The following is a 23,194-nucleotide window of genomic DNA, read 5'->3' on the forward strand; positions in this document are numbered from 1 at the left end:
GGGCGCGGCGGGTGCGGCGGGCGCCGAGGTGACGACCACGGGTCCGCCGCCTCCGCCGCCGCCGCCCATGCAGCCGGCCAGCAGCGCTGCGGCGGCGCAGGCGGCAACTCCAGGTCGATACGACATGGTCGGTTCTTTGCCTCAGGGGCGATGCGCGAACGGTCGCGTCGCGCGCCTCTGCAGGTCAAGCGGACAAGGATGCGTCACGCTTTATTAACGGTCACGGCGGGCGCGCAGCTGGCGTGATGCGCCTGTACGCCGCGTCGCGACGCGCGGTTCAGCGCCGCAGGAAGTGGGTGGCGAGGGCGTCGAGCACGACGGTGCCGTCGCGCGCGGTCGCCACGCGGTAGCGAAGCTTCGCCACCGCCATGTCCGGGCGGCTGCGGCTGTGGCGCAGCTCCTCCACCGTGAGCGTCATGCGGACGGGCTCGTCGGGCGGCAGCGGGGCGGGCCAGGCCAGCTCGCAGCCGCCGCCGCCGAGGTTGATCTCGGCGAGAAGCCCGCTGCGGATCAGGTGGCCGACGGTCGCGGAATAGGTGTGCAGGCCGGAGGCGACGAGGCGGCCGAAGATGGAGTGGCGCGCGGCCTCGTCGTCGAGGTGGAAGGGCTGCGGGTCGAAGCGGCGCGCGAAGTCCAGCACCTCCGCGCGCGTCAGAACGAAGCCGCCGAGGTCGAAGGACTGGCCGGGAGAAAGCGCGTCGGCGGAGCGGATCGGCGTCATGCCGCGATGGCGGCCGGGCGGTGGGTGGCGGCGCGGACCAGCATGGTGGCCCAGATCAGCAGGGTCAGCACGCCAAGCGCGCCGGCGATCGGGCGCTCGAAGAAGGCGAGCACCGCGCCGTCCGCCTTGATCATGGACTGCACGAAGGTCTGCTCCAGCATCTCGCCCAGCACGAGGCCGAGGATGAGCGGCGCGACGGGGATGCCGTGCTGCTCGAGGAACCAGCCGAGCAGACCCATCACCAGCATCAGCGCGACGCCGTAGAGGCTGTTGGTCATGGCGAAGGAGCCGACGATGCAGAAGAGCAGGATGACCGGGAGCAGCAGGTTGCGCGGCGTGCGCAGGATCTGCCGCGCGCTCTTGATGGCCGCCCAGCCGAGCGGGAGCATGATGAGGTTGGCCAGGATGAAGATCAGGAAGACCGCGTAGATCAGCTGCGGGTTCTCGGTGAAGACCATCGGCCCCGGGTTCATGTTCTTCATGTAGAGCACGCCGATCACGATGGCGGTGATGGAATCGCCCGGGATGCCGAAGACGAGCGCCGGGATCCAGGCGCTGCCGATGGCGGAGTTGTTGGCCGAGGTCGCATCGACGACGCCCTCGACATGGCCGGTGCCGAACTTCTGGGGCTCACGCGAGAAGCGCTTGGAGACCGCGTAGCTGATCCAGGCGGCGATGTCGGCGCCGGCACCGGGCAGCGCGCCGATCACCGTTCCGATCGCGCTGCCGCGGAGGAAGTTGAGCCAGTAGCGCCGGAACACCGCGCCCAGCCCGCGGAAGATGTTGCCGACCTGCTGCACCACGACATGGCCCGCATCGCGCACCGAGACGGCGTTCCGGAGGAGCTCGCTGACGGCGAACATCCCGATCATGGTCGGGATGAAGTTGATGCCCTGCATCAGCTCCACTTCGCCGAAGGTGAAGCGGGGGAAGCCGGCGGAGGGATCGATGCCGACGGTGGCGAGCAGCAGGCCGAGGAAGAGGCTGAGGAAGCCTTTCACCGCGTCCGCGTTGGTCAGGAACACGGCGCAGGTGAGGCCAAGGCAGGCGAGCCAGAAATACTCGAAGGAGGAGAAGTTGATCGCGACCTCCGCCAGCAGCGGCGCGGCGGCGATCAGCACGGCGACGCCGATCAGGCCGCCGGCGACGGAGAAGACCAGGTTCACCCCCATGTTGAGGTTGAGCTGGCCCTTCTTGGTCATCTCGTAGGATTCGTCGGCATAGGCGGCCGAGGCCGGCGTGCCGGGCATGCGCAGCATTGCGGCCGGGATGTCGCCGGCGAAGATCGCCATGGCCGTCGCGGTGACGATGGCGCCGAGCGCGGGGACGGGCGGCATGAAGAAGGTGACCGGCACCAGCAGGGCGGTCGCCATGGTCGCGGTCAGGCCCGGCATGGCGCCGACGAACATGCCGAACACCGCCGAGACGGCGATCACCGCGAGCACGAAGGGATCGAAGACGAGGCCGAAGGCCTGGATCAGCGCGTCCATCAGAGCAGGCTGTCCAGCACGCCGCGGGGCAGGGGCACGCGCATCAGGCCGGCGAAGAACCAGTGCACGACGAGCGTGACGCCGGCCGCGACCGGCAGCGCCACCACGGGCCGCGCGCGGAACCAGAGGAACAGCGCGACCAGGAGCAGGAAGGCGGTTGGGATGAAGCCGAGCGCGTCGGAGAGGAAGATGTAGGCCAGCACCGCGCCCGGGATCAGCAGGAAGGAGAGAAGCCGTTCCGGTTCGCGGGTCCAGCTTTCCAGCACGATCAGCGGCGCGCGCCGCCGCAACCCGCGCAGCACGAGCATCGCGCCGCAGGCGGCGATGCCGGCGGCGAGGATGCGGGGAAACAGGTTCGGGCCGTAATCCTGGCCCGGGAAGGCCGGGAAGAAGGTGGTCATCCACCAGACCCAGCCGGCGAAGCCGAGCAGGATCGCGCCGAGCAGCGCGTCGTTCAGGCGCATGCGCGGCGCGATCCCGTCACGGAAGGTCGCGTCAGCCGCGCGCGAGGCCGGCGCCGCGCATCGCCTCGCCCATGGCGCGGTCGGCTTCGGCCATGAAGGACGCGAACTGCGCCGCATCGCCCCAGACAGTGCCGAAGCCGCGCGACGACATGAATTCCTGGAACTCGCGGTTGTCGTAGGCACGCTTCAGGGCCGCGCTGAGCGTGTTCGCGATCTCGGGCGGGAGGTTGCGCGGGCCGGCGATGCCGCGCCAGGCTCCGGTGGAGTAGCGGATGCCGAGCGTCTCGTTCAGCGTCGGCACGTTGGCGAAGAGCGGGTTGCGCTCCGGCGCCATGATGGCCAGGGCGCGGGCGCGGTTGGCGTCGATCATCGCGCGCGCCTCGGGGATCGAGCAGGTGACCAGGTCAACGCCGCCGGCCGCGAGCTCCTGCATCGCCGGTGCGGCGCCGTTCGAGGGCACCCAGCGCACATGGTCGCCGCGCAGCCCCATCGCCTGCAGCCAGCCGACGAGGGCGAGGTGCCAGATGCCGCCCTGGCCGGTGCCGGAGGCGCGGAAGGTGCCGGCGGGCCGCTCGCGGATCGCCTGGGCGAGCGCGCGGATGTCGGCATGCGGGCTGTTCTGCGCGACGGTGACGCCGGGCGGGTCCTGGTTCATCAGGGCGAGCGGCGTGTAGCTGGTGGGGCGGAGCTCGGTCAGGCCCTGCCAGTGCATCATCGCGATCTCGACCGTGATCATCCCGATCGTGTAGCCGTCGGGGGCCGCGGTCGCGATGGCGCTGTGGCCCACCACGCCCGACCCGCCGGTGCGGTTCACGACATTCACCGGCTGGCCAAGGTCGCGCTCCAGCAGCGTGCCGACGATGCGCGCCGTCGCGTCGGTGCCGCCGCCCGCGCCCCAGGGCACGATCAGCTGGATCGGACGGTTCGGATAGCGCGGCTGCGCGAGGGCCGGCGTGGCGAGCGCGGCGCCCGAGGCGGCGAGCAGGGTGCGGCGGGTCAGGCAAGGCATGGCGTCTGTCTCCCTCGTCGCGGCGTCCCGGGCCGCGTTGGCAGACAGGCTAGGCGCAGCGACGCGCAGGCATCAAGCACCCTCGCAGTCAGGCGGTCGGAGTCTCGGGCCGCACCACCAGGACGGTGCCGTCGACCGCCTCGACACGGACCTGCGCGCCAGGCTCGGGCGGGGCGACGCCGCGCGGCAGCCGCGCGGCCCAGTCGCTGTCGCCGAGCCGCACCCGCAGCCCGGTCGCGTCGGCGGCGATGACGGTGGCATGACGGCCGGCGAGCCCTGCCTCCGGCATGTTGACCCGATGCGCCGGGCCGCCGCGGCGGCGCAGATGCAGCGCCGCCGCGATGCCGATGCCGAGCAGCAGCAGGAAGGTGACGGTGGCGGCGGCGAAGCCCGCATCGGAGGTGAGCAGCAGGACGCCGGTGCCGATCGCCGCCATCCCGATCCACATCAGGAAGACGCCGGGCACGAAGAGCTCCGCGCCCAGCAGCGCGAGGCCGAGCAGGATCCAGATCAGCCCCGCGTCCAAGGGCTGCCTCCCGCCGGCGCGGACGGTGGCGCTGACGGCGCGCCGCCGCCCGATGGACCGCGCAGCAGCTCGAGCGCCTGCACGACGCCGCCGGCGATGCCCGCACTCTCCATCGGCACGACGACGAGGCGGGAGGAGGGGTTGGCTGCCAGCGCCTCGAAGGCCTTCACGTATTTCTCGGCCACGAAGTAGCGCAGCGCGTCGGCACCCGCGCCCTGCGCGGCCTCGGCGACCATGCGCGTCGCATTGGCCTCGGCCTCGGCGAGGCGCTCGCGCGCCTCGGCGTCGCGCATCGCGGCGTCGCGCCGGCCTTCGGCGGCCAGCACGAGGGCCTGCTTCTCGCCTTCCGCACGTGCCACGGCGGCGCGGCGCTCGCGCTCGGCGGTCATCTGCAGGTTCATCGCGCGGATCAGGTTGTCCGGCGGCTCGATCTTGCGGATCTCGACGCGGCTGACCTTCACGCCCCAGGGCTCCGTCGCACCATCCAGCACGGTCAGCAGCGTGGTGTTGATCCGGTCGCGGCCGGAGAGCGTCGCGTCGAGGTCGAGCTCGCCGACCACGGAGCGGATGTTGGTCATGGCCAGGCTGGTGAGCGCCTGGGTGAGGTCCTGCACCGCATAGGCCGCCTTGGCCGGGTCCATCACGCGGTAATAGACGATGCCGTCGGTCGCGACGGTCGCGTTGTCGCGCGTGATCACCGCCTGCTCGGGGATGTCGAGCACGACCTCCTGCACGTTCAGGCGCCGGCCGATGCGGTCCACGAAGGGAATGATCAGGTTCAGGCCGGGCTGCAGCAACCGGGTGAAGGCGCCGAAGCGCTCCACCGACCAGACCTCGCCTTGCGGCACGGTCCGGATGCCCTGGGCGACGGTGACGACGGCAAGCGCCACGATGGCGAGCAGGACGACCGTGGCGAGCGAGATCTCGGGCATGGCGCGACTCGGGGCTGGCTGGCGCCGCGAGCCTAGGCGGATTCGGGCCGCGCTGACTATGCGGGTGGTTGAGGGTCAGCGCAGGTCGTTGTCGCGGACGGAGTGCCTGCCCTTGTGATCGGTGCGCGAAGCGAGCGCCTTGTCCAGCGCCCGCACGGCCTTCTCGATCGCGCCGTCGAGCGCGAGCGGGATGGTCGCGGCCTGATGGGTCACGGCGACCGGGTTGTGGTTGGTCGGCCGCGCCTCGATCATGCAGCGCTTGTCGGCGGCGCCGCCCTTGCCGGCGTTGATGTCGGCGAGATGGACCTCGATGCGAGTCAGTTGCGCCTCGAAGCGGGAGAGGCCGCCGCGGATGGCCGCCTCCACGCGGCCCGTGAAGTCGTCGTCGCCGGCGGTGTCGTGGGTGTTGACCTGGATGCGCATGGCTGCCGCAACGCCCCTGCGGCGCCCGGGTTCTACATGACCCCCATGGTCCGCGGCAGCCAGAGCGCAATGGCGGGGAAGGCGACCACCAGCGCAAGGGCGACCAGCATCGCGAGGATCATCCAGACCACCCAGGGGATGGTGGATTCCATGGACACGCCCGCGATGCGGCAGGAGACCATCAAGTTCACCGCCATCGGCGGCGTGAACTGGCCGATGGCGATCTTCATGGTGAGGATCACGCCGAACCAGGTCAGGTCCCACTGGAAGGCATGGGCGATCGGGATCAGCACCGGCAGCAGGATCAGGAAGATCGAGATGCCGTCGAGGAACATGCCGACGAAGACCAGCGCGACCACCAGCAGTGCCAGCGTGCCGTACTCGCCGAGGCCGAGGCCGACGATCCAGTTCGCGACCGGCTGCACGATGCCGAGCGTCGAGGTAGACCAGGCGAAGACGCTGGCCAGCGCCACGACGATGAGGATGACGGCCGAGATCTCGCCGGCCTCCACCAGCATCTCGTAGACGTCGCGCAGCGTGAGGGAGCGGTAGATCACGAAGCCGACGAAGAGGCCGTAGAAGACGGCCATGACCGCGGCCTCGGTCGGCGTGAAGGCGCCGATGCGCATGCCGCCGAGGATCACGACCGGGGCGAGCAGGCCCCAGAAGGCCTCCTTGAAGGTCCGCCAGACCTCGAGCCGTTCCTCCTGCCGCGCCTTGCCGCCGAAATCGTTGATCCAGGAGAGCGCGACGACGGCGACGATGATGGCGAGGCCGGCGAGGATGCCGGGGAACATGCCGGCCATGAAGATCGCGGGCACGGAGACGCCGGGGACGAGCACGGCGTAGATGATGAAGGCGATGGAGGGCGGGATGAGGATGTCGGTCGCCGCCGCGGCGCCGACGGTCGCCGCGATGAAGGGGCGCGGGTAGCCGTCCTGCGACATGGAGCGCGTGACGACCTGGCCGACCGCGGCGGAGGTGGCGGGGCCGGAGCCCGAGATGCCGCCGATCACCATGGCGACCAGGACGGAGACGGAGGCGAGCGCGCCGCGCCCGGCGCCGACGATCGCGGTGGCGAAGCGCACCAGCCGCAGCGCGACCCCGGTGCGGTCGAAGACGCTGCCGACGAGGACGAACATCGGGATGGCGATCAGCGGATACTTGGCGATGCCGGCATAGACGTTGGTCGGCATGGCGAGGATGGACTGGTCGGCGAGCAGGATCGCGAGCGCGCCCGCGAGGCCGAGCGACACGCCGATCGGCACGCCGCCGAAGAGGAGGACGAGGAAGGCGAGGAAGAGGATCGAGCCGATCAAGTTTCCAACCTCATGGGGTCGGTCGGACCCACCCCCACCCCAATCCTCCCCCGCCGAGGCGGGAGAGGGAGATGTGCGTGCGGCATCGGGTTATCCGTCCTGTCCGCGCGCCAGGCGGATGAGGCGGCCGAGGGCGCGGAGGACGACGATGGCGGAGAGCAGCGGAAGCCAGCCCGTGTACCACCAGTTCGGATTGCCGAGGCCGTTCGACAGCACCTCGAAGCGGTACTCGTCATAGGCGAGGCGATAGCCGTACCAGACGAGGATGCCGAAGCAGAGGACGGTCAACGCGGTGCCTGCCATCTCGACCGCGCGCTGGCCGCGCGGCGAGAGAAGCTCGACGAAGTAGCCGATGCGGATGTGCCGGCCCGAGGCGGTGGCGATCGCGGTGCCGAGGAGTGCGACGATCACCATCAGCACCACCGAGTATTCCTCGGTGAAGGCGAGGCTGATGTTGGTGAGGTAGCGCGTCGCGACGTTGGCGGCGGTGATGAGCGCGATGCCCGCCATCGCCGCCGCCACCAGCACCTCCTCGACCTTCAGGGGGATGCGCGTCCTGGGATTGGCCCGCGTCGCCGTCGGGTCGAGGTCGGCCGACATGCGGGCGCTACGCGCGCGCCCCGCGGATCGCCGCCTCGGCCCGGCGGACCAGGTCGGTCCCGACGGTCTGCGCCCACTTGTCGTAGACCGGGCGCGTCACGCGGGCGAAGGCGGCCTTCTGCTCGTTGGTCAGGGTGGTGACGGTGACGTTGCGCCGCGCCAGCTCCTCGAGCGAAGAACGGTCGCCGTCCACGCCGATGCCGCGGCGGCTCGCCGCGATCTGCGCGCGTGCCGCGTCGCGCGCCGCCTCGATCACCAGCGTGCGGTCGGCCGGGGTGAAGCTGTCCATGATCTGCTTCGAGACCACGAAGATGCCGGCGTCGGCGACGTAGTTCCACACCGTGAGATGCCGCTGGGCCAGCGTGTCCATGCGGAAGGCGAGGTAGAGGTTGATCGGGTTCTCCTGCCCGTCCACCGCGCCGGTCGAGAGCGCCGGCTGCAGGTCGGCGAAGGACATCTGCAGCGGGTTCGCGCCCATCGCGGTGAAGATCTCGGAGAAGATGGCGCCGGCGGCGAAGCGGATCCGGAGGCCGCGCATGTCCTCCGGCGTGCGGATCTCGCGGCGGGAGTTGGAGATCTCGCGGAAGCCGTTCTCGCCCCAGGCGACGGGCACGACCTCGCGCGTGGCGAGGCCGCGGAACAGCTCCTCGCCGATCGGGCCGTTGATGATGGCGTCGAAGCCGCGATGGTCGTTGAGCAGCCAGGGCAGGGAGAAGAGGTTCATCTCGCGCACCTGCGGCGAGATGTTGATGGTGGAGAAGACGGCGAAGTCCACCACGCCCTGGCGCATCGCGACGAGCTCGCGCGTCTGGTCGCCGCCGACCAGCTGGCTGCCCGGATAGACCCGCAGGTTGATCCGCCCGCCGGAGCGCTGCGTGACCATCTCGGCCCACTGGAACGCGCCTTCCGACAGCGGGATCGGGCGGTTGCCGACGACCGAAAGCTTGTATTCCGGCCGGTACTGCTGCTGCGCGCGGACGCGCTGCGGGATGGCGAGCGGGGCCGCGGCAGCGGCGAGCAGCGCGGCGCGGCGCGTGAAGCGCAGGGTCATGTCGTCTGTCCTCCCTTGGCCCCGCGGCGCGGGGCGCGTGTTTGGGGGGGAGGATGACGGCTGGCGCGGCGTCGGGAAAGAGGGGTCAGCGGCTCCGCAGTGCCCAGGCCCCCGCGCCGAGGCCGGCCTGGGCGATCAGCGCGACGGTCCAGAAGGCCGGATATTCCCAGCCGCCATGGGTGGAGGTGTAGATCCAGCCATTCGGGAATTGCTGCCAGGTGATGCCGGCCATCAGCGCGGCCAGCACCAGCGCGACCTCGCGCGTGCGCCAGCCGAGGATGAGCAGCGCGCCGCCGACCAGTTCGAGGCCGGTGACGAACCAGGCGAACCAGGCCGGGTAGCCCTGGCTGACGAACCAGGGGACGACATGGACTATCCCGGCGGTGACGATCTTCCACCACACGGCATGCGCAAGGAACAGCACGCCCATGGTGATGCGCAGCAGCGCGGCGGCGTAGGGCGCGGTGGCCGGCATCGTGGCGGTCGGCACCGACAGCGCGACGGGCTTCGGATGCTGCATGGTCATGGGCGAAGCTCTGCGAGGCGCGGCCGGGCGAGGGCGGTCCAGGCCCCGGGCGGCAGCAGGGCAAGGGTCTCGAAACCGTCCGGCGTCGGACGCAGGATCGCGGCCGCGCCCTGCGGGTCGGGCCTGGGGCCGCCTGCCGCGATCAGATGGTAGGAGTGGCCGACCAGGACGAGGTTGCCCTCGGCCGGCCGCGCGGTGGCGACCAGGCGGCGCAGCGCCTCGCCCATCGCGGCATGCGCGGCGGCGTCGAGGTGGCGCGGCAGGCCGAGCGAGACGTCCGGCGTCGCCGTGCCGAAGGCGAGCACGGCGGTTTCCAGCGTGCGGCAGAAGGGGCTGGCACGCACCGCGCCGACCGGGATAGCGAGCGCGCGGAAGGCCTCGCCGATCGCCTCGGACTGGGCGCGTCCCGTGTCGTTCAGGTTGCGCTGCGTGGAGCAGTCGCCGAGCACGGCATTGGCGTTGTCGGGATGCGGCGGGCCGGTCTCGGCATGGCGGAGGAAAACGACGAGGCCGCCGGCGCGCAGCGCCTCGACCAGCGCGGTGTCGGCCCGCGCCGCGGCGGGCAGCAGCAGGGCGAGGGCGAGGAGGAGGGCGCGCATGCGCGGCAGATGCGGGCCACATGAACGAAAGTCAATGTGAAAATCGACGCGTAATCAGATACTTAAGATTGAACACCTGAACAGCCATGACATCCGTCGAGATGTCGGTTCAGCGCGCGGCGCTCGCCTCGTCATGGCCGCCCTGGCCGCTCAGCCGTGCCCAGGCCTGGAAGCGCGGGCTTGCCGGCAGCGTGCCGTCCAGGATCAGGCGCCGCCATTCGGCGCAGGCCTCGACGAAATACGGCACCGAGCCCGGGAACATGGCGAGGCTGATCGCCTCCGCGATCTCCTCCTCCGGCACGGCGTCGGCATAGGCGGCTTCGAGGTGCCAGGCGAAGGGCCGCCAGCGCGCGCGGCAGACCTGCACGGCGAGACCGGCGAGGTGGACCAGGCGGATCGGCGCCGCCGGCGCGATGCGGCGGAGCGCATCGAGATAGGCTGCGCGCGGGTCGAAGGGCGCAAGCTGGCGCGCCCAGTCGCGCGCGGCGAAGTCGAAGGCCTCGGCGCCGATGGCAAGCGCAGCCGCGGCGAAGGCGGCGCCGAGCGTCGCATCGGTGCCGCCCGCGGCGCGGAGCTTGGCGATGTGGTGCGTGGCCACGCGCTCGTCGGTCGCGGCGAGGATCGCGATCCAGACGAATTCGCGGTCGTGGTGGGACAGCACGCGGTCGTCGAGCGCGAGCGCGGTGTAGGCGGCGTCGTAGCCCTCGAGCAGCTTCGGGAAGGCGAGCGCCATCAGCCCGTGGTGCGGTAGCAGATAGCCGCGCTTGGCGCGCACCGCGGCGAGGCGCGCTTCCAACGCTTCCGTTGTTTCCTCGTCCTGGCGCCCGCGATTCAGACCTCCGGTGCTTGGGCGCTCCGCGCCCTGCGCCCTCCGGTCATCGCGGGCGGTCATTCGGCGCGGATGTCGGCAGCGCGGGCGATCTCGGCCCAGCGCGGCACCTCGGCCGCGACCAGCGCGGCGTAGTCGGCGGCCGTCATGCGGTTCGGCGCGGCGCCGAGGGTCGCGAGCCGCTCCGTCGTCTCGGGCGTCGCGAGGCCGGCGACCAGCGCCTCGTTGATGCGCCGGGCGGCCTCGGGCGGCATGCCGGCGGGCCCGGACAGGCCGAACCAGTTGGAGGCGACGAGGGTCGGGAAGCCGGCCTCCGCGATGCTCGGCACGTCGGGCCAGCGGGTCGCGCGCTGCGGCGTGGTGACGGCGAGCAGGCGCAGGCGGTCGTTGTTGCCGATGTCGGGCACGGCGGCGATCAGCCCCTCCACCTGTCCGCCGATCACGTCGGCGACGGCGGGCGCGCTGCCGCGATAAGGGACATGCGTGATGTCGACGGCCGCGGCGCGCTTGAGCAGTTCGAGCTTCACATGGGACGAGGTACCGACGCCGGTGGACGCGAAGCGCACCGCGCCCGGCGTGCGCGCGCGGGCAAGCAGATCGGCGAGCGTGCGGAAGGGGCCGGCGGCGGACACCGCGATGGCGCTCGGCACCGCCGCGATCAGCGCGACATGGGTGAAGTCGCGCACGCTGTCATAGGCGATGTTGCGGTTCACCGCGGGGCCGATCGCCTGGCTCGCGATGTTGGAGAGGACCAGCGTGTAGCCATCCGGCGCGCTGCGGGCGACGGCTTCCGATCCCAGCGCACCGCCGGCGCCGGCGCGGTTCTCCACCACCACGGGCTGGCCGATCCGCGTCTCGATCTCGCGCGCGGCGAGGCGGCCGAGCAGGTCGGCGGTGCCGCCGGGCGGGAAGGGCACGATCAGGCGGAGCGGCCGTGCGGGCCAGGATTGCGCGCGGGCCGGGGCGGCGAGCGGGGCGAGGGCGAGGGCCGCGAGCAGGGCGCGGCGAGGGGCTTGTCCGGACATGTGCGGCAGGCTGCCGGGATGCGGACGCCGGGTCCAGCCACCTGCCCGTGTCGGGCTGCGAGGGCCGGGGGACGCTTTCCCCTGGCCCACCAAGCAGGGGTATGGGTTCGCGAATCTCGATTGTATGGGAGCAGAATCTTCGATAGATCGTCTCTCAGGGAGAAGATCGCGCCCCGATGACCTATATCCGCCCCCGTACCGCCCTGGACCGCATGCTCGCCGGCATCGCCGCGGCCGCGCGCGCGGAGGAGGGGCGAGAGCGGAAGGTCGCGGCGGCCATCGCCGAGGCTGTGGCCGACCCCGCGCTGCTCGACGGCGTGGAATGCCGCTGCAGCGCGGAGCGCTACGTCCGCCACCTGCTGCATGCGGATGCCAAGGGCGGCTACGCCGTGGTCGCGCTGGTCTGGCGCCCGGGACAGATGTCGCCCGTTCACGCGCATCGCACCTGGTGCGCCTTCGGCATCCATCGCGGCGTTCTGACCGAGACCCACTACAAGCCGGGCGATCCGCCGGTGCCGAGCGCGGCGCGGCTGATGGCGCCGGGCGCGAGCGCGCATGGGCCGGCCGATCCGACGCTGATCCACCGCCTCGCCAACCTCGCCTGCCAGACGGCGGTGTCGGTGCATTGCTACGGCGTCGCCTTCGACCGCTTCGGCGACGGCGTGAACGAGGTGCTGGCCGACTGATGCGGCCGCGCCGCGCCGGGTTCGCGCGGCGGGATGCGCGGGCTACAGCAGCGGCGTGACCTCTCCCGCGCGCGACCTTTCCATCGGGCTGGCCTTCGGGCTGGCCGCGGCGCTGGCCTGGAGCGCGCAGGCGGTGGTGGCGCGGAGCGGCACGCTGGCGGGCTACACGCCGCTCGACCTCGCGGCGCTGCGCTACATCGCGGCGGGGCTGGTGCTGGCGCCCTTCGCGTGGCGCTGGCGCGGCGTACTGGCGGGAATCGGGTTCTGGCGGCTGCTCGCGCTGGCTGTCACCGGTGGGGCCGGGAACGCGCTGCTGTTCGGCTGGGGCGTGGTGCATGCGCCGGCGAGCCATGGCGGCACCATTGCGCCGATCACGGCGGCGGTGATGGGCGCGCTGCTCGGCATCCCGCTGCTGCGCGAATGGCCGACGCGCGGGCGCGTGATCGCCATCGCGGTGATCGCGGGCGGCGTGCTGCTGATCGGCTGGGACGGCATCGGCGGCGCGCATCCCGGCGCCTGGCGCGGCGACCTGATCCTGGTGGCGGCGGGGACAAGCTGGGCCGCCTTCACGCTGCTGCTGCGGCGCTGGCGCGTGCCGGCGCTGGCGGGCAATGCGGCGGTGTGCGGGATCTCCGCCTTGCTCGTGGTGCCGCCCTGGCTCGTGCTCGGCGCGGCCGAGGTCGCGGCGCAGCCCTGGAAGATGACAGCGCTGCAGATGGTGGCGCAGGGGCTGCTCGCCTCCGCGCTGGCCACCACGCTCTATGCGCGCGCGGTGGAGTTGCTGGGCGGCACGCGCACGGCGTGCCTGACGACGCTGGTGCCGGTGATGGCGCTGCTGCTGTCGGTCATCGTGCTGGGCGAGCCGCTGGGCGCGGCGAAGCTGGCGGGCGTCACGCTGGCGGTGGGCGGGATGCTGGCGGCGGTGCTGTTCACCGGCCGACGGCGGTAGCTACTCCGCCGCCGGCGCCTCGCGCGCCCAGCGCGGCATGGCGCAGCCGCCGAGGGCGGCGAGCCGATCACGGGCCAGGAGCAATTCGCGGGTGAGGCGGCGGATCAGCCCCTGGTCCGGGACCGGCCGGGCGCGTTCGGCGGCGATGCGCCGCTCGAGATCCGCCTTGCGCTCGGCGAGGCGCCCCATCAGGCCCTTCGCCGCATAGTCCGCGTCCATCTGCCCTCGCCTCCTGTCCCCGTCGTCGCGCGGGGGCGCGACGGGTCGGTCGGCCCGACATGACGGGGTGCAGCGGCACCCCGACAGAGGGGCCCGGGCCTTAGGAAAGATGGTGATCCTGGACCGTGGCGACTTCAAGACGTGAAAGCGATGAAAGGAAAGCGGGGGCGGTGCCGATGGCGCGGCCTGCCGCGAAGGCGGGCGGCTCGAGCCAAGGCGTGGCGCGGGACCGTGCAGCCCCGCGCCGGCCGCGCGTCAGGGCATCACGACCGGGAGCGGCGCCTTCTCGACCATCACCTTCACGTCCTTCACGCCGGGGATGCCCTCCGCCAGCACGCGCAGCGCGCGCTTCACATCCTCGTTGCGGCAATAGCCGTGGAACAGCACGACGCCGTCCTGCACGTCGGGGAAGATGAAATACGCGTCCACCCAGGGCTGCTCACGCATCGCCTTCAGCACTTCGCGACGGATGCGCTCGTCCGGCGCATCGGCGGCCAGCGTCTCGGCCGGCGCCATCAGGGCGCGGATCAGGTCGGCGCGGGAGACGATGCCGACCAGCTTGCCGTCGCGCACCACCGGCACGCGGCGGATGCCGCGGTCCTCCATGGCCTTCGCGATGCGCTCGACCGGCGTGTCCTCCTCCGCCGTGACGAGGGCCGTCGTCATCGCATCCTGCGCGGTGCGGCCGTGGCTGCGCGCGTAGTCGGCGGCCTGCCGGCCGGCGGGCGCGAAGAACTCGCGCAGCCAGGACCGCTTGTCCTCGACGGCGGCGAGGCGGCGGATCAGGTCGCCTTCGGTGACGATGCCGAGCAGCCTGCCCTCGGCGTCCACCACCGGCACGCCGGAGAAGCCGCGCTCGGCCAGGGTGCTGGCCACCACCGACAAGGGCGTGGTGGGCGGGATGGTGACGAGGTTGGTCGTCATCAGGTCGCGGGCGCGCATGGCCTTCCTCCGGCAACATTGTTGTCCGGCAGGATGGACAGCCACGGAGGCGTGATCAAGCCGGGCGCCTCAGGCCCGCTTCGCGTTCGTGGCCCAGCTCGTCGTGACATGCGCGCAGGGTGCGTCCTCGCCCTCGGCGCGCAGCGTGACCTCGCCGTAGGACAGCGTGCGGCCCTTCTTGATGACGCGCGCCTCCGCGATGACGGCGCGCGGCGCGGGCGCTCGCAGGAACGTGATAGAGAGACTGGCGGTCAGGCTCTCGTCGCGCCCGCCGGTGAGCGAGAGCAGCGCCACCCACATCGCGACATCGGCGAGGCCCATCAGCGCGGGGCCGGAGACGGTGCCGCCCGGGCGCAGCAGGTCCTCGTGATGCGGCAGGCGCAGCACCGCTTCGCCTTGCGCGAAGGACAGCACCTCGACGCCCCAGGCGCCGGCGAGCGGCACGCCTTCGCGCACCAGGCGCTGCATTTCCTCGACCGTCATCGCCCGTTCACCACGCGACCGACGCAGGTGTTGCGGCCGATCCAGTAGCAGAGCTCCGCGGGGCGCGAGACGGCGAAGAGTGCCAGGTCGCAGCGGAGGCCGGGCGCGAGCATGCCGCGGTCGTCGAAGCCGAGCGCGGCGGCGGCGTGGCGCGTGACGCCGGCCAGCGCTTCCGCGACCGTCAGGCGGAACAGCGTGCAGCCCATGTTGAGCATCAGCAGCACCGAGGGGGCGGGCGAGGAGCCGGGGTTGAGATCGGTCGCCAGCGCGAGCCGCAGCCCCGCCGCGCGCATCGCGGCGAGGTCGGGCTGCTTCGTCTCGCGGATGAAGTAGAAGGCGCCGGGCAGCAGCACGCCGACGGTGCCGGCGCGCGCCATGGCGGCGATGCCGTCCGGGTTCGCGTATTCGATGTGGTCGGCCGACAGCGCGCCGTAGCGCGCGGCCAGCGCGGCGCCGCCATCATCGCGCAACTGGTCGGCATGCAGCTTGACGCGCAGCCCGTGGCGCTGCGCGGCGTCGAAGACGCGCGCCGTCTCCTCCGGCGTGAAGGCGATGGCGCTGTCGGTGAAGGCGTCCACGGCATCCGCAAGACCTTCGGCCGCGATGGCGGGCAGGATGCCGTCGGCGACGTGGCGCACGTAGTCGGCGGCGCGGCCGGCGGATTCGGGCGGCACGGCATGGGCGGCGAGAAGGGAGGTGGCGACGGAGACCGCGCGCGCCTGGCCGAGCCGCCGCGCGGCGCGCAGCATGCGCGCCTCGGTGTCGAGGTCGAGGCCGTAGCCCGACTTCACCTCGACCGTGGTGACGCCTTCGGCGAGCAGCGCGTCGAGGCGGGGGAGGGCGGAGGCGACGAGATCGTCCTCGCTCGCCGCGCGCGTGGCGCGCACGGTGGAGAGGATGCCGCCGCCGGCCTTGGCGATGTCTTCGTAGCTAGCGCCTTCGAGCCGCATCTCGAATTCGCGCGCACGATTGCCGCCGAAGACGAGATGGGTGTGGCAATCGATCAGCCCCGGCAGGATCCAGGCGCCGTCGCAGCGCGTGGTGACTTCGGCCGCGGCGGGCAGGTCGGAACGCTTCCCGACCCAGGCGATGCGACCGTCCTTTGCGGCGATCGCGCCGTCCTCGATCACGCCGAGCGGATCCTCGCCACGCGGGGCCATCGTGCAGAGATGGGCGTCGAGCCAGACGCGGTCGAAGCGATGATCGTGGCGCGGCCGATTCACGCCTCCGGTGCTCGGAGCCTCCGGCTCCTCCGCCCTCCGGCGATCGGACGCGGTCATGTCGGCGGCAGGTCCACGAGCGCCGCGAAGACGCCGGACTCCACCAGGCGCTTCGCCGCCTCGATGTCGGGCGCCATGGCGCGGTCCTGGTCCCAGGGCGCGACCGCCTCGCGCAGCGCGCCGCGCGCCGCTTCGAGCGGCGCCGAGGATTGCAACGGGTGGTGGAAGTCGATGCCCTGGCAGGCGGCGAGGATCTCGATGCCGAGGATCGTCGCCAGGTTCGACGCCATGTCGGCCAGCCGCAGCGCGGCGGAGGTCGCCATGCTGACATGGTCCTCCTGGTTCGCGCTGGTCGGCAGGCTGTCGGTGCTGCGCGGCACGGCGAGCGCACGGTTCTCCGCTGTCAGCGCGGCGGCGGTGACCTGGGCGATCATGAAGCCGGAATTGATGCCGCTGTCGGCGACGAGGAAGGGTGGCAGGCCGGAATTCAGCGCCGGGTCGGTCAGCAGCGCGATGCGGCGCTCGCTGATCGCGCCGAGCTCGGCGAGCGCGAGCGCGATGGTGTCGGCGGCGAAGGCGACGGGCTCGGCATGGAAGTTGCCGCCCGACAGCACGTCGCCCTCGACCACCAGCGGGTTGTCGGTGACGGCGTTCGCCTCGCGCAGCAGGATCGCGGCGGCGTTGTCGAGCAGGTCGAGGCAGGCGCCGGCGACCTGGGGCTGGCAGCGCAGGCTGTAGGGGTCCTGCACGCGCGTGTCGCCCTCGCGGTGGCTGTCGCGGATCTGGCTGCCGGCGATCAGCGCGCGCAGCGCGGCGGCGACGCGGATCTGCCCGGGCTGGCCGCGCAGCGCATGGATGCGCGGGTCGAAGGGCGTGTCGGAGCCGCGCGCCGCGTCGAGGCTGAGCGCGCTGGCGACGAGCGCTGTGCGCAGCAGGTCCTGCGCGGCGAACAGCCCGGCAAGCGCGAGCGCCGTGCTGACCTGCGTGCCGTTGAGCAGCGCGAGGCCTTCCTTCGGGCCGAGCGCGAGCGGCGCGATGTTGGCCGCCGCCAGCGCCTGCGTGCCGTCCAGCACGCGCTCGCCCCGGAACGCCTCGCCCTCGCCTATCAGCACGAGCGACATGTGGGCGAGTGGCGCGAGGTCGCCGGAGGCGCCGACCGAGCCCTTGGCCGGGATCGCCGGCAGCACGTCGTGGTTCAGGAGGGCGAGCAGCGCCTCCACCACCTCCGGCCGCACGGCGGAGGCGCCGCGGGCCAGCGAGAGCGCCTTCAGCGCCAGGATCAGGCGAACCACCGGCGCGGGCAGGTAGGCGCCGGTGCCGGCCGCATGGCTGCGGATCAGGTTGATCTGCAGCTGCGCGAGACGGTCGGGCGCGATGCGCGTGGAGGCGAGCTTCCCGAAGCCGGTGTTGACGCCGTAGAGCGCCTCGCCGCCCGCCAGCCGGCGGTCGAGCGCGGCGACGGAGGCCGCGACCTGCGCCCGCCAGCCGGGATCGAGCGCGAGCGCGCCGCCCGTCATGACGGCGCGGAGTTCGTTCAGATGGGCCTGGCCGGGGGTGATCATGCGCGGATCATCGGCAGGTCGAGGCCGTGCTCCCGCGCACAGTCGATGGCGATGTCGTAGCCCGCATCGGCATGGCGCATGACGCCGGTGGCGGGGTCGTTCCACAGCACGCGCGCCAGGCGCCGCGCCGCGGCCTCGGTGCCGTCGGCGACGATCACCATGCCGGCATGCTGCGAGAAGCCCATGCCGACGCCGCCGCCATGATGCAGCGAGACCCAGGTCGCGCCGGAGGCGGTGTTGAGCAGCGCGTTCAGCAGCGGCCAGTCGGAGACGGCGTCGGATCCGTCCAGCATCGCCTCCGTCTCGCGGTTCGGGCTCGCGACGCTGCCGGAATCGAGATGGTCGCGGCCGATCACCACGGGCCCGATCTCGCCGCGCGCCACCATCTCGTTGAAGGCGAGGCCGAGGCGGTGGCGCTGGCCGAGCCCGACCCAGCAGATGCGCGCCGGCAGTCCCTGGAAGGCGATGCGCGCGCGCGCCATGTCGAGCCACTGGTGCAGGTGCGGGTCGTCCGGGATCAACTCCCGCACCTTGTCGTCGGTCTTGCGGATATCCTCGGGGTCGCCGGACAGCGCGGCCCAGCGGAAGGGGCCGATCCCGCGGCAGAAGAGCGGGCGGATATAGGCCGGCACGAAGCCCGGGAAGTCGAAGGCGTTGGCGAGGCCTTCCTCCTTCGCCATCTGTCGGATGTTGTTGCCGTAGTCGAGCACGGCCGAGCCCATGCGCTTGAAGTCGAGCATCGCCTGCACGTGGGCGACCATGCTGCGCTTCGCCGCGGCGGCGACGGCGTCCGGGTCGCTCTCGCGCTTCGCCTCCCACTCCGACAACGTCCAGCCGGCGGGCAGGTAGCCGTTGGCGGGGTCATGCGCGCTGGTCTGGTCCGTCACGATGTCCGGCACCACGCCGCGGCGGACGAGCTCCGGGAAGATCTCGGCGGCGTTGCCGAGCAGGCCGACGGAGATCGCGCGCTTCTCCGCGCAGGCCGCGCGGATCATGGCGAGGGCGGTGTCGATGTCGTCGGCGCGATGGTCGAGGTAGCGCGTCTCGAGCCGCTTCTCGATCCGGCTCGGCTGGCATTCCACGGCGAGCACCGAGGCCCCGGCGAAGACGCCGGCCAGCGGCTGTGCGCCACCCATGCCGCCGAGCCCGGCCGTCAGGATCCAGCGACCGGCGAGCGATCCGCCGAAATGCTGGCGGCCGGCCTCGGCGAAGGTCTCGTAGGTGCCCTGCACGATCCCCTGGCTGCCGATGTAGATCCAGCTGCCGGCGGTCATCTGGCCGTACATCATCAGCCCCTGGCGATCGAGCGCGTTGAAGTGCTCCCAGCTCGCCCAGCGCGGCACCAGGTTGGAATTGGCGATCAGCACGCGCGGCGCATCGGCATGGGTGCGGAAGACGCCGACCGGCTTGCCGGACTGCACCAGCAGCGTGTGCTCCTCGTCGAGGCGCTTCAGCACGGAGACGATCGTCTCGTAGCTCTTCCAGTCGCGGGCGGCGCGGCCGATGCCGCCATAGACGACCAGCTCGCCGGGGCGCTCGGCCACCTCGTCGTCGAGGTTGTTCATGAGCATCCGCATCGCCGCCTCGGTGGTCCAATGGCGGCAGGAGAGATCCAGGCCGCGGGGGCTGCGGATGGCGGGGGAATTGCGGAAGCGGGTGGGATCGGTCATGGCTCAGTGGATACTCTGACGGGCGCGGAGGGCAAGCGTCGGCCGATGACGGGACTACGCAAGCTTTGGGCAGCCCATGCGCTGCTGCCCGCCGGCTGGGCTCGTGACGTGCTGATCGAGGCCGATGCGGCCGGCGACATCGTCGCGGTCACGCCGGGCTCCCCTGTCGGCGCGGCGCGGCGCCTCGGCGGGCATGTCGTCCCAGGCATGCCGAACCTGCACAGCCACGCCTTCCAGCGCGCCATGGCGGGGGGCGCGGAGCGGCGCAGCCCCGCCGGGCATGACAGTTTCTGGACCTGGCGGGAGACGATGTACCGCTTCGTGGGGCTGTTCTCGCCCGAGGATGCCGAGGCGGTCGCGGCGCAGCTCTATGCCGAGTTGCTCGAGCACGGCTTCACCTCGGTCGCCGAGTTCCACTACCTGCACCACCAGCCCGACGGCAGCCCTTACGCGGACGTTGCGGAGATGGCGAAGCGGCACCTCGCCGCGGCGCGGCGCGCGGGCATCGGGATCACGATGCTGCCCTCGCTGTACCGGCATGGCGGCATCTTCGGGAAGCCGCCGCATGAGGGGCAGCGGCGGTTCCTCAACGACCTCGACCGGTTCTCGGCCATCGTGGAGGCCTTGCGCACTGCCGTGGCCGGCGATCCGCAGGCCACAGTCGGCCTCGCGCCGCATTCGCTGCGCGCGGTGACGCCCGACATGTTGCGTGCGCTGTCCGGCTTCGACGGGCCGATCCATATCCATGCCGCCGAGCAGCCGAAGGAGGTCGAGGAATGCCTCGCCGCCACGCGCGCGCGGCCGGTGCGCTGGCTGCTCGACAACATGCCGCTCGATGCGCGCTGGGTGCTGATCCATGCGACGCATCTGGACGATACGGAGGTCGCCGACCTCGCCGTGACGGGCGCCGTCGCGGGGCTCTGCCCGACGACCGAGGCCTCGCTCGGCGACGGCGTGTTCCGGCTGCCGGCGTTCCTCGCGGGCGGCGGGCGCTTCGGCATCGGCACGGACAGCCATGTCGGCACCGCGTCGGCCTTCGAGCTGCGCCAGCTCGAGACCAGCCAGCGGCTGCGCGACCATGCCCGCGCGGTCGCGACCGCCGAGCAGAACCCGCATCCCGGGCGCACGCTGCTCGACGCCGCGCTGGCGGGCGGGGCGCAGGCCAGCGGACGTCGGCTCGGCGCCATCGCGCCGGGGATGCGCTGCGACCTGGTGGAGCTCGACGACACGCATCCGCTGCTGTTGGGGCGGCAGGAGGATGCGCTGCTCGATGCCTGGGTGTTCAGCGGCCAGGGCAACCCGGTCCGCAGCGTCGCCTGCGGCGGACGGATGGTGGTGGAGGCGGGACGGCACGTGGACGCGATGACGATCCGCGATGCCTTCGCGGCCGCGATGCGGAGGCTGCTGGCGTGACGAATCAACTGAAGGGACAGGTCGCGATCATCACCGGCGGCAGCCGCGGCATCGGCCGCGCCATCGCGCTGCTCTTCGCGCGCGAGGGCGCCGACATCGCCCTCTGCCACCTGCACGACGCGGAGGGCGCGGCCGAGGTCGCGCGCGGCGTCGAGGCGGAGGGGCGGCGGTGCTTCCACGCCGCGCTCGACGTGGCGGAACTGCCGGTGCTGCGCGCCTTCATCGCCTCGGCCGAGGCGGCGCTCGGGCCCTGCGACGTGCTGGTGAACAATGCGGGGCTGAACCTGCGCGGCCCCATCGAGAGCATCACGGAAGAGATGTTCGACCGCGTGATGGGCGTGCATGTGCGCGCCAGCTTCTTCGCCGCGCAGGCGGTCTGGCCGGGCATGGCGGCGCGCGGCCGCGGGCGGATCATCACCACCGCGAGCCAGCTGGCCTTCAAGGGTGCCGCCGGGATCGTGCCCTATTGCACCGCCAAGGCCGCGCTGGTCGGCATGACGCGCGCGCTGGCGCGGGAGGGCGCACCAAAAGGGATCCTCGTGAATGCCATCGCGCCCGGCCCGGTGGTCAGCGAGCTGACCGCGCAGCTCGGGCCGGACTGGGCGGAACGGACCGGCGCCGGCCTGCCGATCGGCCGCGTCGGCCAGCCGGAGGAGATCGCGGCGGCGGCGCTGCTGCTTGCCAGCTCGCCGGGCGGCGACTTCTTCGTGGGCGCGACGCTGTCGCCGAATGGCGGCGACGTGATGCACTGATGGCGACGATCCGCACCCTGACGCCCGCCGAGGCCGAGCAGGCGGTGGAGTGGGCCGCCGCCGAGGGCTGGAATCCCGGCCTCGTGGACCTCGACTGCTTCCTGGCGCAGGACCCGGGGTTGTTCCTCGGCAGCTTCGAGGGCGGCGAGATCGCCTCCGTCATCTCGGCGACGCGCTACGGCACGGGCTTCGGCTTCATCGGCTTCTACATCGCGGCCCCCGAGGCTCGCGGGCAGGGGTACGGCATCGTGGTCTGGTACGCGGCGATGCGTCAGCTGGCGGGCCGGCTCATCGGGCTCGACGGCGTGGTGGCCCAGCAGGCGAACTACCGGAAGTCCGGCTTCCAGCTCGCCTGGAACAACATCCGCTTCGGCGGGGAGGCGCCGTCGCTGCCGCCACCGCGCGAGACGATCGTGCCGGCGGCCGCGGTGCCCTTCGCCGCGCTGGAGGCGCTGGATGCCACGGTATTCCCGGCGCCGCGGCCGGACTTCCTCCGCGCCTGGATCGCGGCGCCAGGCCATGTGGCGCTAGCGCTGTTGCGCGACGGGGCGGTGGCGGGCTTCGGCGTGATCCGGCCGTGCCGGAGCGGGCACAAGATCGGCCCGCTGGTGGCGGAGGACGCGGCGGGTGCGGAGGCGCTGGTGGCGGCGCTGGTGGCCCGGGTGCCGCCGGGGCCCGTCTTCCTCGACGTGCCGGAGCCGCATGCGGCGGCGGTGGCGCTGGCGCGCCGGCTTGGCCTGGCTCCCGTCTTCGAGACGGCGCGGATGTACACCGGGGCCGCGCCGCCGGTCGCCATGGACCGCCTGTTCGGGATCACGACCTTCGAACTCGGCTGAGGCGCTTCCCCTGCCGCGGCGGGCGGGGTAACCCGGCCGGCCCCGCAACCGGGTGCCAGGGAGTCGGGATGACGGTCCGCATCGAGCTGGGCACGACCACCGCAGGCGGCGCCGCGACGCTCGATCTCGAGGAGCTGCTCGCGACGCGGCTGCTGGTGCAGGGCAATTCGGGGTCGGGCAAGTCGCACCTGTTGCGCCGGCTCCTCGAGCAGTCGGCGCCTTGGGTGCAGCAGGCGGTGATCGATCCGGAGGGCGATTTCGTCACCCTCGGCGAGCGCTTCGGGCATCTGGTGCTGGACGCCGCGACGGCGGGGCTGACGGGGCTGAAGCGCGCGGCGGAGGGCGTGCGGCGGCATCGCGTCTCGGTGGTGCTCAACCTCGAGCATCTCGACGTGGACAGCCAGCTGCGGCACGCGGCCGCCTTCCTCGACGGACTTTTCGCGGTGGAACGCGATGCCTGGTCGCCGATGCTGGTCGTGGTGGACGAGGCGCAGCTGTTCGCGCCGGCGCTCGGCGGCGACGTGGCGGATGATGCGCGCCGCGCCTCGCTCGCGGCCATGACCGACCTGATGTGTCGCGGGCGCAAGCGCGGGCTCGCGGGGGCGGTCGCGACGCAGCGCCTGGCTAAGCTCGCGAAGAACGTCGCGGCGGAGGCGTCGAACTTCCTGATGGGGCGCACCTTCCTCGACATCGACATGGCGCGCGCCGCCGATCTGCTGGGGATGGAGCGGCGCCAGGCGGAGATGTTCCGCGACCTCGAGCGCGGGCATTTCGTGGCGCTGGGCCCCGCGCTGTCGCGGCGGCCGCTTCCCTTGCGCATCGGCACGGTCGAGACCGGCTCGCGCGGCGGCGGGCCGAAGCTCGCCCCGCCGGTGGAGGCGTCGGAGGCGGCGCGGGCGCAGATCCTGCAGGCGGCCGCGGCGCCGGAGCCGAAGGCGCCGCCGCGAG

Annotated in this window: 26 protein-coding genes; 6 read left to right on the plus strand and 20 right to left on the minus strand. The window is 72.4% G+C overall.

From position 1 onward, the window contains the following. Positions 1 to 277: 277 nt before the first annotated feature. The 14 genes from L2I40_RS04290 to L2I40_RS04355 all read right to left on the minus strand — a co-directional run bounded on the left by L2I40_RS04290 (position 278) and on the right by L2I40_RS04355 (position 11,514). Positions 278 to 721 (minus strand): MaoC/PaaZ C-terminal domain-containing protein, encoded by a 444-nt coding sequence (locus tag L2I40_RS04290; RefSeq protein WP_237213632.1) that lies wholly within the window; start codon positions 719 to 721, stop codon positions 278 to 280. Next, a complete protein-coding gene (locus tag L2I40_RS04295) occupies positions 718 to 2,211 on the minus strand; it encodes a tripartite tricarboxylate transporter permease (RefSeq protein WP_237213633.1) in 1,494 nt (497 codons plus the stop codon). Before L2I40_RS04295 ends, L2I40_RS04290 begins: the two co-directional genes overlap by 4 nt. Then, positions 2,211 to 2,675 carry a tripartite tricarboxylate transporter TctB family protein gene (locus tag L2I40_RS04300; RefSeq protein ID WP_237213634.1) on the minus strand — a complete coding sequence of 155 codons (465 nt, stop codon included), beginning with the start codon at positions 2,673 to 2,675 and terminating at the stop codon, positions 2,211 to 2,213. The genes L2I40_RS04295 and L2I40_RS04300 overlap by 1 nt, the downstream gene beginning before the upstream one ends. A gap of 31 nt (positions 2,676 to 2,706) precedes the next feature. Continuing rightward, positions 2,707 to 3,684, minus strand: coding sequence for a tripartite tricarboxylate transporter substrate binding protein (locus tag L2I40_RS04305; RefSeq protein ID WP_237213635.1), 978 nt, complete (start codon positions 3,682 to 3,684; stop codon positions 2,707 to 2,709). Positions 3,685 to 3,772: 88 nt separating this feature from the next. Continuing rightward, on the minus strand, positions 3,773 to 4,210 hold the full coding sequence (locus L2I40_RS04310) for an NfeD family protein (RefSeq protein ID WP_237213636.1): 438 nt from the start codon (positions 4,208 to 4,210) through the stop codon (positions 3,773 to 3,775). After that, positions 4,195 to 5,142, minus strand: a complete 948-nt coding sequence (locus L2I40_RS04315; RefSeq protein ID WP_237213637.1) for an SPFH domain-containing protein — start codon at positions 5,140 to 5,142, stop codon at positions 4,195 to 4,197. The genes L2I40_RS04310 and L2I40_RS04315 overlap by 16 nt, the downstream gene beginning before the upstream one ends. Positions 5,143 to 5,217: 75 nt before the next feature. Then, positions 5,218 to 5,565 carry an HPF/RaiA family ribosome-associated protein gene (locus L2I40_RS04320; protein ID WP_237213638.1) on the minus strand — a complete coding sequence of 116 codons (348 nt, stop codon included), beginning with the start codon at positions 5,563 to 5,565 and terminating at the stop codon, positions 5,218 to 5,220. Positions 5,566 to 5,597: 32 nt separating this feature from the next. Continuing rightward, positions 5,598 to 6,884 (minus strand): TRAP transporter large permease, encoded by a 1,287-nt coding sequence (locus L2I40_RS04325; protein WP_237213639.1) that lies wholly within the window; start codon positions 6,882 to 6,884, stop codon positions 5,598 to 5,600. 90 nt (positions 6,885 to 6,974) lie between these two features. Then, a complete protein-coding gene (locus L2I40_RS04330) occupies positions 6,975 to 7,484 on the minus strand; it encodes a TRAP transporter small permease (protein WP_237213640.1) in 510 nt (169 codons plus the stop codon). A 7-nt stretch (positions 7,485 to 7,491) separates the two neighbouring features. After that, positions 7,492 to 8,535, minus strand: a complete 1,044-nt coding sequence (gene dctP, locus L2I40_RS04335) for a TRAP transporter substrate-binding protein DctP (RefSeq protein WP_237213641.1) — start codon at positions 8,533 to 8,535, stop codon at positions 7,492 to 7,494. Between the two features lie 85 nt (positions 8,536 to 8,620). Further along, on the minus strand, positions 8,621 to 9,061 hold the full coding sequence (locus L2I40_RS04340; RefSeq protein WP_237213642.1) for a DoxX family protein: 441 nt from the start codon (positions 9,059 to 9,061) through the stop codon (positions 8,621 to 8,623). Further along, the gene (locus tag L2I40_RS04345; protein ID WP_237213643.1) at positions 9,058 to 9,660 is read right to left on the minus strand and encodes a histidine phosphatase family protein; all 603 of its coding nucleotides are present in this window, start codon (positions 9,658 to 9,660) and stop codon (positions 9,058 to 9,060) included. The genes L2I40_RS04340 and L2I40_RS04345 overlap by 4 nt, the downstream gene beginning before the upstream one ends. Positions 9,661 to 9,769: 109 nt before the next feature. Further along, the gene (locus L2I40_RS04350; RefSeq protein WP_237213644.1) at positions 9,770 to 10,456 is read right to left on the minus strand and encodes a carboxymuconolactone decarboxylase family protein; all 687 of its coding nucleotides are present in this window, start codon (positions 10,454 to 10,456) and stop codon (positions 9,770 to 9,772) included. Between the two features lie 92 nt (positions 10,457 to 10,548). Continuing rightward, entirely contained in the window at positions 10,549 to 11,514 is a 966-nt protein-coding gene (locus tag L2I40_RS04355) for a Bug family tripartite tricarboxylate transporter substrate binding protein (protein ID WP_237213645.1), read from the minus strand. Positions 11,515 to 11,690: 176 nt separating this feature from the next. Here L2I40_RS04355 and L2I40_RS04360 point away from each other — a divergent pair, with 176 nt between their 5' ends. Together L2I40_RS04360 and L2I40_RS04365 are read left to right on the plus strand one after the other, a co-directional pair. After that, positions 11,691 to 12,200 (plus strand): cysteine dioxygenase family protein, encoded by a 510-nt coding sequence (locus tag L2I40_RS04360; protein ID WP_237213646.1) that lies wholly within the window; start codon positions 11,691 to 11,693, stop codon positions 12,198 to 12,200. Between the two features lie 55 nt (positions 12,201 to 12,255). Further along, complete coding sequence (locus tag L2I40_RS04365; RefSeq protein ID WP_237213647.1) at positions 12,256 to 13,149, plus strand: DMT family transporter; 894 nt, start codon at positions 12,256 to 12,258, stop codon at positions 13,147 to 13,149. Here L2I40_RS04365 and L2I40_RS04370 read toward each other — a convergent pair whose 3' ends face one another. From L2I40_RS04370 to hutU, 6 genes are all read right to left on the minus strand, one after another. After that, positions 13,150 to 13,368 (minus strand): DUF465 domain-containing protein, encoded by a 219-nt coding sequence (locus L2I40_RS04370; RefSeq protein WP_237213648.1) that lies wholly within the window; start codon positions 13,366 to 13,368, stop codon positions 13,150 to 13,152. A gap of 255 nt (positions 13,369 to 13,623) precedes the next feature. Next, a complete protein-coding gene (locus tag L2I40_RS04375; protein WP_237213649.1) occupies positions 13,624 to 14,310 on the minus strand; it encodes a CBS domain-containing protein in 687 nt (228 codons plus the stop codon). A 69-nt stretch (positions 14,311 to 14,379) separates the two neighbouring features. Beyond that, complete coding sequence (locus L2I40_RS04380; RefSeq protein WP_237213650.1) at positions 14,380 to 14,793, minus strand: PaaI family thioesterase; 414 nt, start codon at positions 14,791 to 14,793, stop codon at positions 14,380 to 14,382. Then, positions 14,790 to 16,016 (minus strand): imidazolonepropionase, encoded by a 1,227-nt coding sequence (hutI, locus tag L2I40_RS04385; RefSeq protein ID WP_456305726.1) that lies wholly within the window; start codon positions 16,014 to 16,016, stop codon positions 14,790 to 14,792. Before hutI ends, L2I40_RS04380 begins: the two co-directional genes overlap by 4 nt. Before the next feature lie 53 nt (positions 16,017 to 16,069). Next, on the minus strand, positions 16,070 to 17,575 hold the full coding sequence (gene hutH, locus L2I40_RS04390; protein WP_237213651.1) for a histidine ammonia-lyase: 1,506 nt from the start codon (positions 17,573 to 17,575) through the stop codon (positions 16,070 to 16,072). Continuing rightward, the gene (gene hutU, locus L2I40_RS04395) at positions 17,572 to 19,245 is read right to left on the minus strand and encodes a urocanate hydratase (protein ID WP_237213652.1); all 1,674 of its coding nucleotides are present in this window, start codon (positions 19,243 to 19,245) and stop codon (positions 17,572 to 17,574) included. The genes hutH and hutU overlap by 4 nt, the downstream gene beginning before the upstream one ends. A gap of 45 nt (positions 19,246 to 19,290) precedes the next feature. Here hutU and L2I40_RS04400 point away from each other — a divergent pair, with 45 nt between their 5' ends. The 4 genes from L2I40_RS04400 to L2I40_RS04415 form a co-directional block, all read left to right on the plus strand. Next, the gene (locus L2I40_RS04400) at positions 19,291 to 20,658 is read left to right on the plus strand and encodes a formimidoylglutamate deiminase (protein WP_237213653.1); all 1,368 of its coding nucleotides are present in this window, start codon (positions 19,291 to 19,293) and stop codon (positions 20,656 to 20,658) included. Beyond that, entirely contained in the window at positions 20,655 to 21,410 is a 756-nt protein-coding gene (locus L2I40_RS04405) for an SDR family NAD(P)-dependent oxidoreductase (RefSeq protein ID WP_237213654.1), read from the plus strand. The genes L2I40_RS04400 and L2I40_RS04405 overlap by 4 nt, the downstream gene beginning before the upstream one ends. Continuing rightward, the gene (locus L2I40_RS04410; RefSeq protein ID WP_237213655.1) at positions 21,410 to 22,246 is read left to right on the plus strand and encodes a GNAT family N-acetyltransferase; all 837 of its coding nucleotides are present in this window, start codon (positions 21,410 to 21,412) and stop codon (positions 22,244 to 22,246) included. Before L2I40_RS04405 ends, L2I40_RS04410 begins: the two co-directional genes overlap by 1 nt. A gap of 68 nt (positions 22,247 to 22,314) precedes the next feature. Then, positions 22,315 to 23,194 (plus strand): ATP-binding protein (locus tag L2I40_RS04415; RefSeq protein WP_237213656.1); only part of this gene is annotated, 880 nt, incomplete at its 3' end.

This window comes from Falsiroseomonas oryziterrae (assembly GCF_021864505.1).
Classification (GTDB): Bacteria; Pseudomonadota; Alphaproteobacteria; order Acetobacterales; family Acetobacteraceae; genus Falsiroseomonas; species Falsiroseomonas oryziterrae.

Coding starts and splice junctions, on each gene's coding strand:
- L2I40_RS04375 (WP_237213649.1), bottom strand. CDS start 14,310: ATGCGCGCCCGCGACCTGATGACGACCAACCTCGTCACCATCCCGCCC.
- hutU (WP_237213652.1), bottom strand. CDS start 19,245: ATGACCGATCCCACCCGCTTCCGCAATTCCCCCGCCATCCGCAGCCCC.
- L2I40_RS04315 (WP_237213637.1), bottom strand. CDS start 5,142: ATGCCCGAGATCTCGCTCGCCACGGTCGTCCTGCTCGCCATCGTGGCG.
- L2I40_RS04320 (WP_237213638.1), bottom strand. CDS start 5,565: ATGCGCATCCAGGTCAACACCCACGACACCGCCGGCGACGACGACTTC.
- L2I40_RS04330 (WP_237213640.1), bottom strand. CDS start 7,484: ATGTCGGCCGACCTCGACCCGACGGCGACGCGGGCCAATCCCAGGACG.
- hutH (WP_237213651.1), bottom strand. CDS start 17,575: ATGATCACCCCCGGCCAGGCCCATCTGAACGAACTCCGCGCCGTCATG.
- L2I40_RS04345 (WP_237213643.1), bottom strand. CDS start 9,660: ATGCGCGCCCTCCTCCTCGCCCTCGCCCTGCTGCTGCCCGCCGCGGCG.
- L2I40_RS04355 (WP_237213645.1), bottom strand. CDS start 11,514: ATGTCCGGACAAGCCCCTCGCCGCGCCCTGCTCGCGGCCCTCGCCCTC.
- L2I40_RS04360 (WP_237213646.1), top strand. CDS start 11,691: ATGACCTATATCCGCCCCCGTACCGCCCTGGACCGCATGCTCGCCGGC.
- L2I40_RS04305 (WP_237213635.1), bottom strand. CDS start 3,684: ATGCCTTGCCTGACCCGCCGCACCCTGCTCGCCGCCTCGGGCGCCGCG.
- L2I40_RS04400 (WP_237213653.1), top strand. CDS start 19,291: ATGACGGGACTACGCAAGCTTTGGGCAGCCCATGCGCTGCTGCCCGCC.
- L2I40_RS04410 (WP_237213655.1), top strand. CDS start 21,410: ATGGCGACGATCCGCACCCTGACGCCCGCCGAGGCCGAGCAGGCGGTG.
- L2I40_RS04380 (WP_237213650.1), bottom strand. CDS start 14,793: ATGACGGTCGAGGAAATGCAGCGCCTGGTGCGCGAAGGCGTGCCGCTC.
- L2I40_RS04290 (WP_237213632.1), bottom strand. CDS start 721: ATGACGCCGATCCGCTCCGCCGACGCGCTTTCTCCCGGCCAGTCCTTC.
- L2I40_RS04340 (WP_237213642.1), bottom strand. CDS start 9,061: ATGACCATGCAGCATCCGAAGCCCGTCGCGCTGTCGGTGCCGACCGCC.
- L2I40_RS04300 (WP_237213634.1), bottom strand. CDS start 2,675: ATGCGCCTGAACGACGCGCTGCTCGGCGCGATCCTGCTCGGCTTCGCC.
- L2I40_RS04295 (WP_237213633.1), bottom strand. CDS start 2,211: ATGGACGCGCTGATCCAGGCCTTCGGCCTCGTCTTCGATCCCTTCGTG.
- dctP (WP_237213641.1), bottom strand. CDS start 8,535: ATGACCCTGCGCTTCACGCGCCGCGCCGCGCTGCTCGCCGCTGCCGCG.
- L2I40_RS04370 (WP_237213648.1), bottom strand. CDS start 13,368: ATGGACGCGGACTATGCGGCGAAGGGCCTGATGGGGCGCCTCGCCGAG.